The following is a 12,143-nucleotide window of genomic DNA, read 5'->3' as shown; positions in this document are numbered from 1 at the left end:
CTAAACGATAAGTGAGGTCAACCGTGAGCCGAATCAGCATTATGGCGCTCAGGGGGATTTTGTCCGTGGTCCTTGCCGGGACGCTCTTCGTCCAAGTGGGCATGGTTCCGATGATTGCGGTGAATGAGGTGGCACGCCCCGGGGCGCCTGAAGTGCCTGCGGTCGCGCTGCTTGCCTATCTGGTCCTCGCGGGGATCGTCATTGAGATCTGCGCGGTCTGCGTCTGGAAACTGGCCACCCGCGTGGCCCGAAGCACGGTTTTCGACCCGGCGTCGTTCAAATACGTCTCGCCGATTATCGTGTCCGTCGCCGCGGGCTCACTGGCTACCTTCGCCCTAGCCGCCCTGCTGGCGCCCGGCGAGGATATCGCCCCCGGGATGGTCCTGCTCATCGGCGGCTTCGGAATCCTGCTGGCCGGAATTTCCGTGATCGTCTACGTCCTGCGCCAACTGCTCATCCAGGCCACGCGGACCGAGGCGCAGGCCGCCGCGCTGCGCACCGAACTCGGCGGTGTCATCTGATGGGGATCAGGGTAGACATCGACGTCATGCTTGCCCGGCGGAAGATGGCGGTCGGAGAGCTGGCCGAACGCATCGGAATCACTCCGGCCAATCTCGCGGTGCTGAAGAACGGGCGGGCCAAGGCAGTCCGCTTCACCACGTTGCAGTCGCTGTGCGAAGTCCTGGACTGCCAGCCCGGGGACCTGCTGGTCTACGAGCCCGAGAACCCCCAGGCCGAGGCCGGGCAGGACGCCACGCCGGCTACCAGGAGCTGATCCGCACCGTCGTAACGCCGAGGTTGTCCTGAGCCATGATGACAGTTGCAGTGAACATTTCCCCGCCGATGATGCGCGGAAGCCAGTGCTCCGCGTCCTGCCACATTTGCTCGACCGGCAGGTCGGCCACCGGATACCAGTGCGGCTCCAGTTCCCCGCTGGCCGCAGGTTCGCCGTCGTAGCTGGTGGCCAGGAACACCTGGCAATCCATGTCCGAAGCGGGCCGCGCCGGAAAACGAAAAAGTATCGTGGCCCTGTGGTCCGCGCATTCCGCAGCCACCCGCAGCGAGGTCTCTTCTTCCAGCTCACGGACCGCTGCTGACGCCGCCTGCTCCCCCGGCTCGATCTTGCCCCCGGGCGCCACCATGTTGCCGGCGCCGAAGCCGGTCAGCTTGCGGCCGAGCAACACCTGCCGGGTTTCCCCCTGCCCGCGCAGGACCAGCATCAGCGCCACCGGCTGGGGCTGGGTCTTGTCCACACTCATGATGGTTCTTCTCCTTGCGCGTTCGACTAATTCACGCGCGGGTGCGCCAGCTGGTAGGCCTCGCGTAGTGAATCGACGCTGACCTTCGTGTAGATCTGGGTTGTGGTCACCGATGCGTGGCCCAGCAGCTCCTGCACCACGCGCACGTCCGCACCGCCTTCCAGCAGGTGGGTAGCGAACGAGTGGCGCAGGGTATGCGGCGAGACTTCCGTGGCGATGCCCGCCCGCTGGGCGGCCTTGGACAGGATCATCCAGACCGACTGCCGGGAAAGCCGGCCGCCGCGCTGGTTCAGGAACAATGCAGGGGTACCTTTGCCCTTGGCCGCCAATCCGGGGCGGGAGCGGACCAGGTAGTCGCTGACTGCGCGCTGTGCATAGGCGCCCACCGGGACTACACGCTCCTTGGACCCCTTGCCGAACAGCCTGACCACCGCGTCATCGGCGAAATGCAGGTCGTCCACGTCCAGCGCGACAACTTCCGAAATGCGCGCTCCGGTGGAGTACAGGAATTCAAGGATTGCCCGGTCTCGCAGCCCCGCCGGGGTGTCCAGCGAAATTGATTCAAGTATTCTCGTGACCTCGGCAATGGAGATGGCCTTGGGCAGCGACTGCCCCACGGCGGGAGGCTGAACCTCGCGCGCCGGATTGGGTTCGCAGATGCCTTCCAGTTCCCAGTACTTGTGCAGTTGCCGCACCGCAACCGTATGCCGCGCGACCGACCGGGCGCCGAGCGCCTGGTGTGCCTCATCGCCACGTGCCAGCTGCTGCAGGTAGCCATTGACGTGTGCCTCGGTAATGGCTGCAGGTGTTCCCACGCCGGCTGCTTCCAGCGTTTCCAAATAGCGGGTCAGGTCCCGTCGATACGAGGACAGCGTATTCTCGGCCAATCCGCGTTCAATGGCCAGGTGCTGCAGATAGCGGCGCAAGCCGGGGGCAAACGAGGAACCCAGTGCGGGTTCGGCTGTCCTACTGATGGCGAAGCCCCGGATGCACGGTGAAGGGTTCGTCTGCATGGCGCAGCGTGGCATAGCCCGCAGCGCGGGCCTCATTGGCTGCCAACAGCCCGATGACCGCCGTGGGGTTGTGGATCTTGCCGGCCAGCACCTGGGCGACGGCTTCATCCAGCGGCACCCATTCGGTGATCAGTTCGGCTTCCTCCTCGGTGCGGGTGTGGCGCCGGTCCTCGGGGACCAGCGCGACTCCGCGGGCCAGGTAGATGCGCACGGCTTCCGAGGATGAGCCCGGACTCAGGAACACGTCGGTCAGGATCGACCAGTGCTGCGCGGTGCGGTCTGCTTCTTCCCACAGCTCGCGCTTGGCCGCTTCCAACGGTGGTTCTCCCGCGACATCCAACAGTCCTGCCGGCAGCTCCCACAAACGCATCCCCACTGGATGCCGGTACTGGTTGATCATGAGCACGCGTTCATCGTCGTCGATCACCAGCACGGTGACCGCCCCGGGATGGGCGATGTAGTCGCGTTCGATGACGACGCCTTCGTCGGACAGCTCCACGGAATCATGCAGCACATTCCAGATGCGGCCCTCATAGACGGTTTCTCGGGCGACCAGCGTGCGTTCGGAAAATTCGTCGGAGATCTGTTGGCTCTGCACGCTGTGGTCCTTGCTCATGGAACTTGGTTCTCCTGTAACGGGCGGCGGGCCCGAAAAATCGGTTGGCTCTATCTCCAGCTTAAACGCAGACGCACCGGTCAGGAATGACCGGCGCGTCTGGGTTCAGCGATGACGTTCCCTGCGGGGTGCCGTCAACGGCTGGGTTCTAGCTGATTAGGCGTCTCGCTGAGCGATTGCCGCTTCCACCAGACCCGCGAAGAGCGGGTGCGGACGGGTTGGGCGGCTGGAGAGCTCAGGGTGGGCCTGGGTGGAAACGTAGTAAGGATGTACGTCCTTCGGCAGTTCCACGTACTCGACCAAGCTGTTGTCCGGCGAGGTGCCGGAGAAGACCAGACCGGCTTCCTCCAGCTGTGCGCGGTAGGCGTTGTTGACCTCGTAACGGTGGCGGTGGCGCTCTGCAACCTCGGTTTTGCCGTAGGTCTCCGCAACAACGGAGCCCTCCAGCAGCTTCGCGTCGTACAGGCCGAGGCGCATGGTGCCACCCAGGTCGCCCTTGCCCTCAACGATGTCCAGCTGCTCTTCCATGGTTGCGATAACCGGGGTGGAGGATTCTGGATCGAACTCGGTCGAGGAGGCATCCGGCAGGCCGGCCATGTTGCGAGCGTACTCGATCACCATGGACTGCAGGCCCAGGCACAGGCCCAGGGTCGGGAGCTTGTTTTCGCGGGCGAACTTCAGTGCGCCGAGCTTGCCTTCAAGGCCGCGGATACCGAAGCCACCTGGGACGCAGATTGCTTCCGCGCCGGCCAGGGCCTTCTTGGCACCGGCTTCGGTGGCGCACTCGTCCGAGGGGACCCACCGGATATTGACCTTGGCCTGGTTGGCGAAGCCACCGGCCTTCAATGCCTCGGTGACGGACAGGTAGGCGTCCGGCAGGTCGATGTACTTGCCGACCAACGCAATGGTCAGTTCGGTCTTCGGGTTGTGCACCACATCCAGCAGGCGGTCCCAGTCTTCCCAGTCCACGTCGCGGAACTTCAGGTCAAGGGTCTGCACAATGTAGGCGTCAAGGCCCTGGGAATGGATAACCTTCGGGATGTCGTAGATGCTCGGGGCATCGGCGCAGTTGATGACTGCTTCGGTGTCCACGTCGCAGGTGCGGCCGAGCTTGGCACGCATCTCGTCCGGGATCTCGCGATCCGAGCGGATGACCAAGGAATCAGGCTGAATGCCGATCGAGCGCAGGGCCGCGACCGAGTGCTGGGTAGGCTTGGTCTTCAGTTCCTGGCTTGGGCCGATGTACGGAACCAGGGAGACATGGACGAAGAAAGCGTTCTTGCGGCCGATGTCCTGACGCACCTGACGTGCCGCCTCCAGGAATGGCTGGGATTCGATATCGCCGACGGTGCCGCCGATTTCGGTGATGATGACATCGGGAGCCGACTTGCCTTCACCGGGCTCGGTGGCGGCCAAGCGCATGCGGCGCTTGATCTCGTCCGTGATATGAGGGATGACCTGTACGGTGTCGCCAAGGTACTCGCCGCGGCGTTCGCGCTCAAGGACTGTGGAGTAAACCTGACCGGTAGTCACGTTGGCGCTGCCCGGGAGGTTCTCATCCAGGAAACGCTCGTAGTGTCCGATATCCAGATCAGTTTCGGCGCCGTCGTCGGTTACGAAGACTTCGCCGTGCTGGAAGGGGTTCATAGTACCTGGATCGACGTTCAGGTACGGATCGAGCTTCTGCATGGTCACAGAAAGACCACGAGCTCGAAGAAGATGTCCAAGGCTGGATGCCGTCAATCCCTTACCCAGGGAAGAGGCCACACCGCCGGTGACGAAGATATGCTTTGTCGTTTCAGACGACCGAGAATCACGAGTTTTATTACGCTGCACCACGGGATTTCATCCTATCACCATTCTTTTACCAAGCATCCACACTCACTGTAGTGCACGGGTTCGCGAAGCCCTAGTTTGCTTCGAGGTTTACCCTTCCACCCTGAAAATCAGGGCTTCTTCGATTCGCTGGCGGTGAGCGAACACACTAATTTTTGCGCATCCGCCAGCAATTCCTCGGCATGGGCCTGGGCCGTATCGGATTCCTCCTGGCCGGCAAGCATGCGCGCCAGCTCACGGATGCGGGCCGGCTCATCCAGCGCCACCACGTCGCTTGCAGTGAACCCCGCCCCGGCGTTGGATTTCGCATCCGAGTTCTTGATAACGCGGATGTGCCGGTCAGCGTAGGCGGCTACCTGCGGCAGGTGGGTCACGACAATGACCTGGACATGCCGGGCCAGCATGGCCAAGCGTTCGCCGATGCTGACTGCAGCCTTTCCGCCGACTCCCTGGTCAACCTCGTCGAAGACGAACGTCGGCACGGGATCCACAGCAGCCAGTACCACTTCAATGGCCAGCATGACGCGGGAGAGCTCGCCGCCACTGGCACCTTTGCCCAGCGGGCGCGGCGAGGCGCCGGCGTGCGGCGCGAGCAGCATGGAGATCGAGTCCTGGCCGAAGGCTCCCGGTTCATCAAGCTCGTTGACCTCGATGACGAGCTTGGCGTCAGGCATGGCCAGCGCGGTCAGCTCAGCCGAAACACGGGTTGACAGCTTCTTGGCGGCTTTGCGGCGGGCATCGGATAGATCGGAGGCAAGCGCTGCGACCTTCTGCTCCAGGGCGACGACTTCTTCCTGCAATACTTCGATGCGTGAGTCATCCCCGCCCAGGGATTCAAGGCGCTTTCGCGCAGTCTCCGCCCAGGAGATGACCTCGTCGATGCTCGGCGCGTACTTGCGCAATAACTTGCCCAAGTCTGCGCGACGTGCCTCAACTTGAGCCAGCAGCTCGGGCCCTTCTTCGTCCAGATCAGCAACGTAGCCGGACAGGTCGCTTGAAAGCTCCGAGGCCAGAATTCCGAGTTCGGCGGCGCGTTCGGCAAATCCGGAAAGTACCGGGTCGTCCCCGCTGGCTTGGGCCAGGACCCCTCTGGCCGTTTCCACGAGTGTGGTAATGCCCGGGTTCTCAAAGTCTTCGGAGTCGATGACAGCTTGGGCCTGCAGGCTGGCATTGCGCAGCGACTCGATGTTGCCAAGCTTCATGGACTGTTCGCGCAGCGAGTCGTCCTCTCCGGGTTGCGGATCCAGCGAGTCGATCTCATCCAGCGCCAAGCGAAGGTTCTCGGCTTCCCGTACGCGGTTACGCGAATCCTGCGTCAGCGAGGCAAGCTCCTTGGTGGCTGCACGCCATTGGCGATAGCTGCGCTGGTAGCTGCCGAGGATGCGGGCCACGCCGCTGCCTGCAAACCGGTCGAGCGCGTCGCGCTGGGCCCCAGGCTCCTTCAAACGGATTTGGTCGGACTGGCCGTGCACGGCGACAAGTTCCTGCCCCAGTTCAGCCAGCAAGCCGACGGGTGCGCTGCGGCCGCCGACGGTAGCCCGCGAGCGGCCCTGCGCGGACAGCGACCGCGTAAGCAGCAGCTCGCTGCACTGTCCAGCCGGTTCGATGAATGCGCCGGCCTGGGCGGCTGCATCGAGTACATGATGGTCCGGGTCCAGGTGGATCACGGCCTCCGCCAAGGCGTGGTCGGCCCCGGTGCGGACGGCGCCGGCATCTGCGCGGCGTCCCAGCAGCAGCGAGAGCGCGGTGATCACCATGGTCTTGCCGGCACCGGTTTCACCGGTGACAACAGTCAGCCCGGGGCCGAGCGGCAGGGTGGCATTGGTGATGACGCCCAGGTTGGAGATCGAGATTTCCTGAATCATGGCCTGCTCCCGAAAGTCGAGTTCAAGTTCAAACGTGCACGATTAGTATATGTGTTCTAAGCGCACTTTCGTAGCTAGATTCGAAGATGTGGGAAACTCGAGGCGAATTCTGCTGCGCGGAACGCCTACGGGCGCGGCTCCTCGCCCCCGCCTACCATGGGGATTCCCGGCTCGTCCTTGTGGTGCGGTTCCACGCTCTGAAGTCCCGGGCCGATCACCGGCAATGCGGTGGTTGCAGCCCGGCGCAGATCGTCCTTGGCTGGACCGCGCCAGCCGGTAATCGGCAATTCGAACTTGTTGACCAAGCGCTCGGAGAACGGTGTGGTATTCAATCTGGCCAGACGCACCGGCGTGTCGCTGCGTGTGACTTCGGTTCGGGCACCCGGCGGCAGATCAATGGTGCGGCGGCCGTCGCACCATAGAACTGCTCCTGCATCCGTGCGGGTCAGCATTTCCACTGCCATCACCGAATCGGGCGATACGACCAGGGGCTTGGCGAAGAGTGCATGGGCGGATATCGGAACCATGATCAGTGCAGCTACGTCAGGCCAGACCACGGGACCGCCAGCGGAGAAGGAGTAGGCCGTCGAACCAGTAGGCGTGGCCATGACTACGCCATCGCAGCCGAACGTGGAGATCGGGCGGCCGTCCACCTCGATGACCACCTCGACCATGCGTTCGCGATTGGCTTTTTCCACCGCGGCCTCGTTCAGCGCCCAGGTTTCAGCAAGGCAGATATTGTCCTGCCAGACCTTGACCTCGATGGCCATGCGCTCCTCGACGGTGTAGGACTTCTCAACCAGCGCCTTGACGGTTGCCGCCAATTCGGTGCGCTCGGCTTCCGCCAGAAATCCTACGTGGCCCAGGTTTACGCCGACCAGCGGCAAAGGCGCGGCGCGGACCAATTCCGCGGCGCGCAGCACCGACCCGTCGCCGCCGAGCACCACGCCCAGCTCGATGTCTTCTACGGCGCAGTCGTCATGTAGGATTTCAACGCCTGGAACAGGTTCTCCGACGGCGCGAATCACCGCTTCCTGGTCCTTGGCGCGCATCACCGGTACGGTGCCGGCTTCGGCAAGCAATGCGCAGGTTTCCAGTGCTGCAGTGATCGCTTCTTTTCGGCCGGTGTGGGCGAAGACTAGGATCTTGCGCAAGGCGGCGTGCCCCTCTCAACAGTGATGAGTGATTGGCTCTGCGTAGGCAGCTGCAATCCGGAGGTAGTCCGAAAACGCTGCATTTCTTATCTAAGAATAGTCAACGGCATGGATCATTGCGGATTTCTCGGCGTCATCCTGCGACTTCGCAGCAGCGCTGAGCCACAGGAAGAACTCCAGATTGCCGTCTTGGCCGGCCAGCGGGCTACGTGCCAAACCCCGTAGGGCCAGACCCGCTTCGGCGGCCTTGGCAACGACGGATTCCACCGCGCCTCGGCGCAGCTGGGGGCTGGTGACTACGCCGGTGCGGTTCAGGTGTTCGCGCCCGACCTCAAACTGGGGTTTGACCATCAGCACCAGCGAGCCGCCGGGACGCGTCACGCCGGACAGCGCTTCCAGCACAAGTCGTAGCGAAATAAAGGACAAGTCTGCTACCACCAAGTCGACATCTCCACCGATAACTTCCGGTGTCAGGTATCTGACGTTCAGCCCCTCATGAACTGAAACGCGGGGGTCAAAGCGGATTTCGTCGACGAGCTGGCCGTGGCCGACATCTGCGGCGACCACGTGGCCGGCTCCCCGTCGCAGCAAGACGTCTGTAAATCCTCCGGTGGAAGCCCCTGCATCCAGACAACGCAAACCTTCAGGAGAAATAGTGGTAAATACATCCAGTGCGCCAGCAAGCTTGTGCCCGGCCCGGGAGACATATTGCTCCCCTTCAATCTCGGTAAGTGCCACAGCAGCTGTGTCGGAGACCTTCCTGGATGCCTTGGAGACTTCCTGCCCGTCCACAAGCACCCGGCCTGCCTCGATGAGCTTGGCTGCTTCGGTACGCGAGCGTGCCAAGCCGCGCACCACTAATTCCTGATCCAGGCGGCTCATGCACCGAACTCCGAACGGTTCAGCTCCTGCTGCAGCCCGCCGAGCAGCTGCTCGTAGATGCCGGCATGCTCGGTGATGTCGTGGTCTGCCAAGGACGAGAGCGCGGCTTCCAGAGCCTGGTCATCGAACTGGGGAGCTCCGCCATGCGGCGTACCGGGAAACCCGGGGCGTGGCACAGGGGTGGAGGAAAAATCGTTCACTGCTTTTCACCGTTCTTGCGGCGCAGCATTTGAAGGCCGCGCGAGGTGAACTCGATCTCCGGGGATTCGTGGGTGCTCTGGCGCGGATGGGCGAGCCACCAAGCGTGGCAGGCCGCGCGCCAGGCGTTGAGATCCGATTCGTTGCCGTCCACAGCGATCTTGCCGTTGGCGATACGGGCTACTGCGTCCCCCACCTGCACGCCGTAGCCGAGCACCTTGATGGTCGGGTAAGGACGGTAGATGTCGGCCAGTGTGGCAATCAGGTAGTTCGGACGCTGCTCCACGGGCGCGCCAAGAGCGGTGGCGGGTGTGTCGACACCCGTGAGCACCATGGCGGTGGAGAACCCAGCATGGAAGCCGCCGAGGATATCGGTGTCCAAGCGATCCCCCAGCACGAGCGGACGCTTGGAATCCAGGCGGTCCGCAGCACGGGAGAAGAGATAGGACTCGGGTTTGCCAGCCACCCGAGGAGTCACCCCGGTGGCCAGCTTCACCGCATGGACCAGCGATCCGTTGCCCGGGGCGATACCCTCGGCGCGCGGGATTGTCAGGTCAGTATTCGTGGCGACCCATTTGGCGCCGTTCTGGATTGCATAGGAGGCCTCGGCCAGGTCATTCCAGGAGACTTCGGGATCGAATCCCTGGATGACCGCTACCGGTTCATCCTTATGGGACTCGACCACTTCCAGGCCCCGCACCGCGATGCATTCTCGCAGGTACGGGGACCCAACCACCAACACCTTGCTGCCTGGATTCAACTCGCGGGCCAGCATCTCGGCCCCGGCGTCTGCCGAGCCGAAGACCTGTTCCGCGCTGGTCTTCACGCCCAGCTGGCGCAGGTGCGCCGCGACCGACATGGGCGAACGTCCAGCGTTGTTCGTGATAAACGCGTGTGCCACGTTCACCTCGGCCAGGGCGTTCAGCGATTCCACTGCATCGGGAATGGCATTCGGACCGGCATACACGACGCCATCCAGGTCGGAGAGGACAGAATCAAATCCGGAGATCAGCATGGGGAGGTGGTTCCTACTTCATCAAATGACTGGTACTACTGCGAGTCTACTTTGCGGCTTCCTCGTCGGAGTTCTCCGAGACCTCACTGAAGATGTGATCAGCGTCAACCTCGACCAGGCCGTCTTCCTCGTCGACGCCGTTTTGTTCGGCGGTGGTGTCGGTTTCCTCTTCCGCGCCGGCCTCATCCTGTGCAAGTTCATCGGACGGGGCATCCAGTTCAGCCGCTTCGTCGGACTCGGCTACTGCCTCGGATTCGGCGGCACCCTCGGAATCCACCAGATCGCGGGCGCGAGGTGCCTCTTCTTCTTCCTCGTCCATCTCTGGAGCCAGGTCGATGATGAAGGACTCGGTCTCTTCCTCGATGCCGAGGGCGCGTTCTGCCACTGAAACCTGCTTTTCCCAGCGGGCTGCTTCCTCGGTGCGGCCTGCGGCTGCAAGCAGCTCGGCGTAGACCGCGAACAAGCGCGGGCTAAAGGAGAAGGCGCGGTTGAAGTTCAGCTGTTCCAGGGACTCCAGCGCCGCCAGCGCCTCGTCCAGCTTGCCCAGGTCGGAGAAGCAGCCCGCAAGGACAATCTGCATCTCGACCTTGACCGATGGCTCCAGGTTTGCGGACTCATCGGACTGGGCCAGCTCGATGGCCTTCTCCACACGGCCCAGGCCGCGTAGCGAATCAGCAATCAGCGGGAGGTTGTAGTCCGAACCGGAAATACGGCGGTGGGTACGCAGCTCTCGCAGCGAATCAGCGTACTTGCCGGCGTGGTAAGCGGCGATGCCCACGGCCTCGCGCACCACTGCCACGCGTCCACCACGGCGCGAAGCAGCCAGGGTGTGCTCGTAGGCCAGCTCTGGATCTTCTTCCAGCAGACGACCTGCCATCACCAGGTGCTTCGCAACCCAGCTGGCAGAGCGCTCTTCCAGGTAACGCAGCTGGGCGCGGGCAACGCGGTCCAGCTCCTTGCCGGTGACGTCTTCATCGATCTCCGGGGACTGCGAACGGTCTGCACGATTGGAAATGCGCAGATCGCCAGGGTTGTGCGCCTTAGGCTCCTGTGCGTGGGGAGCTTCGAACTTTTTCTCGCCACGAGGCTTGAAGTCGCGGTCGTTGCGCTTGAAGTCGCCACCGCGGTTGTCATCGCGGCGCTTGAAATCACCGCCGCGGTTGTCGTCGTTGCGCTTGAAACCGCCACCGCGGTTGTCATCGCGGAAACCACCACGATCGTCGTTGCGCTTGAAGTCGCCGCCACGGTTGTCATCGCGACGCTTGAAGCCACCGCCGCGGTTGTCGTCGTTGCGCTTGAAGCCGGCACCGCGGTTGTCATCGCGGCGCTCACCGCGGAAACCACCACGATCATCGTTGCGCTTGAAATCACCGCCACGGTTGTCATCGTTACGGCGGAAGCCACCGCGATCATCGTTGCGGTCATCGCGACGCTTGAAATCGCCACCACGGTTATCACTGCGGAAACCACCGCGGTTGTCGTCGTTGCGCTTGAAGCCACCGCTGCGGTTGTCATCGCGGCGCTCACCGCGGAAACCACCACGATCATCGTTGCGCTTGAAGTCGCCACCGCGGTTGTCGTCGTTGCGCTTAAAGCCACCGCCACGGTTGTCGTCTCGGCGTTCACCGCGGAAACCGCCACGATCATCGTTGCGCTTGAAACCACTGTTGTTGTCGTCGCGACGCTTGAAGTCACCACCACGGTTATCATCGCGGCGCTTGAATCCATCGCTGGAATTGTTGCGGTTTGAATCTGAGTTCCGGAAGCCACCCTGTCCATTGTTGGAACTACGGCGGAAATCGTTAGACATTTAATGTCTCCTTCAGCGGATATCTCAATACCGCAACCTTCGTGTTCGCGTCAGCGAAGCACTTCACTATTTACAAATCACCATGCATCAAATGCATGTACGTCTTGTTCAATCCTACGGGAGTAAGCGCTTCTACCATAGGGATTAGACTCCAATGTGTGCAGACACTCATATGACGAGAAGTAGCTTCTAATCCAGTACGGACACTTACTAGGGTCTTGTGCAGCTGGCGAGCTCATCGCTTGCCAGTCTTGGAATGTCCTTTCCCCTTTTAAACAAGAAAAAAAAGGGGGAGCCATCGCTCCCCCACACCACCACCCCGCCACCCGGCGCCAGACCCCCTGCACCACCCGTTAAACAGCGAAAGCCCCGACACACAGTGTCAGGACCCCCTGCAGCAACCCCGGTTAAACAGCGAAGGCCCCGACACACAGTGCCGGAGCCTCCCCGTTAACCACGTGCGGCCCCAGACACAAGTCCAGGACCACACATCTT

12 protein-coding genes and 1 pseudogene are annotated in these 12,143 nt (G+C 62.6%); 2 read left to right on the top strand and 11 right to left on the bottom strand.

Going from position 1 to position 12,143, the window contains the following annotated elements; genetic code table 11:
• Window positions 1–23: 23 nt before the first annotated feature.
• Both JQN66_RS05980 and JQN66_RS05975 read left to right on the top strand, forming a co-directional pair.
• Window positions 24–521: a DUF2975 domain-containing protein gene (locus tag JQN66_RS05980; protein ID WP_204677031.1), complete on the top strand. Its 498-nt coding sequence runs from the start codon at window positions 24–26 to the stop codon at window positions 519–521.
• Window positions 521–775: a helix-turn-helix domain-containing protein gene (locus JQN66_RS05975; protein ID WP_188948536.1), complete on the top strand. Its 255-nt coding sequence runs from the start codon at window positions 521–523 to the stop codon at window positions 773–775. Before JQN66_RS05980 ends, JQN66_RS05975 begins: the two co-directional genes overlap by 1 nt.
• Here JQN66_RS05975 and JQN66_RS05970 read toward each other — a convergent pair.
• The 11 genes and pseudogenes from JQN66_RS05970 to JQN66_RS18705 form a co-directional block, all read right to left on the bottom strand.
• Window positions 762–1,259, bottom strand: coding sequence for an 8-oxo-dGTP diphosphatase (locus JQN66_RS05970; RefSeq protein WP_229777356.1), 498 nt, complete (start codon window positions 1,257–1,259; stop codon window positions 762–764). The genes JQN66_RS05975 and JQN66_RS05970 overlap by 14 nt on opposite strands.
• 26 nt (window positions 1,260–1,285) lie before the next feature.
• Entirely contained in the window at window positions 1,286–2,272 is a 987-nt protein-coding gene (xerD, locus tag JQN66_RS05965) for a site-specific tyrosine recombinase XerD (protein ID WP_204677030.1), read from the bottom strand.
• Window positions 2,226–2,888, bottom strand: coding sequence for an NUDIX domain-containing protein (locus JQN66_RS05960; protein ID WP_204677029.1), 663 nt, complete (start codon window positions 2,886–2,888; stop codon window positions 2,226–2,228). The genes xerD and JQN66_RS05960 overlap by 47 nt, the downstream gene beginning before the upstream one ends.
• A gap of 156 nt (window positions 2,889–3,044) precedes the next feature.
• Window positions 3,045–4,727 (bottom strand): CTP synthase, encoded by a 1,683-nt coding sequence (locus JQN66_RS05955; RefSeq protein WP_188948533.1) that lies wholly within the window; start codon window positions 4,725–4,727, stop codon window positions 3,045–3,047.
• 107 nt (window positions 4,728–4,834) lie between these two features.
• Entirely contained in the window at window positions 4,835–6,589 is a 1,755-nt protein-coding gene (gene recN / locus JQN66_RS05950) for a DNA repair protein RecN (RefSeq protein WP_188948532.1), read from the bottom strand.
• Between the two features lie 125 nt (window positions 6,590–6,714).
• Window positions 6,715–7,743: an NAD kinase gene (locus JQN66_RS05945; protein ID WP_204677028.1), complete on the bottom strand. Its 1,029-nt coding sequence runs from the start codon at window positions 7,741–7,743 to the stop codon at window positions 6,715–6,717.
• Between the two features lie 90 nt (window positions 7,744–7,833).
• The gene (locus JQN66_RS05940) at window positions 7,834–8,625 is read right to left on the bottom strand and encodes a TlyA family RNA methyltransferase (RefSeq protein WP_204677027.1); all 792 of its coding nucleotides are present in this window, start codon (window positions 8,623–8,625) and stop codon (window positions 7,834–7,836) included.
• Complete coding sequence (locus JQN66_RS05935) at window positions 8,622–8,825, bottom strand: hypothetical protein (protein WP_204677026.1); 204 nt, start codon at window positions 8,823–8,825, stop codon at window positions 8,622–8,624. The genes JQN66_RS05940 and JQN66_RS05935 overlap by 4 nt, the downstream gene beginning before the upstream one ends.
• Window positions 8,822–9,838, bottom strand: coding sequence for an HAD-IIA family hydrolase (locus tag JQN66_RS05930; RefSeq protein ID WP_188948528.1), 1,017 nt, complete (start codon window positions 9,836–9,838; stop codon window positions 8,822–8,824). The genes JQN66_RS05935 and JQN66_RS05930 overlap by 4 nt, the downstream gene beginning before the upstream one ends.
• Window positions 9,839–9,884: 46 nt before the next feature.
• On the bottom strand, window positions 9,885–10,715 hold the full coding sequence (locus tag JQN66_RS05925; RefSeq protein WP_204677025.1) for a tetratricopeptide repeat protein: 831 nt from the start codon (window positions 10,713–10,715) through the stop codon (window positions 9,885–9,887).
• Between the two features lie 402 nt (window positions 10,716–11,117).
• Window positions 11,118–11,648: pseudogene (locus JQN66_RS18705) on the bottom strand (DEAD/DEAH box helicase); the annotation flags it as partial.
• Window positions 11,649–12,143 lie beyond the last annotated feature (495 nt).

Origin of the sequence: Glutamicibacter protophormiae (assembly GCF_016894325.1) — a bacterium.
GTDB classification, from domain to species: Bacteria; Actinomycetota; Actinomycetes; order Actinomycetales; family Micrococcaceae; genus Glutamicibacter; species Glutamicibacter protophormiae.
Note: the sequence above shows the minus strand (reverse complement) of the source record. Positions and strands in the feature narration are given on the sequence as shown.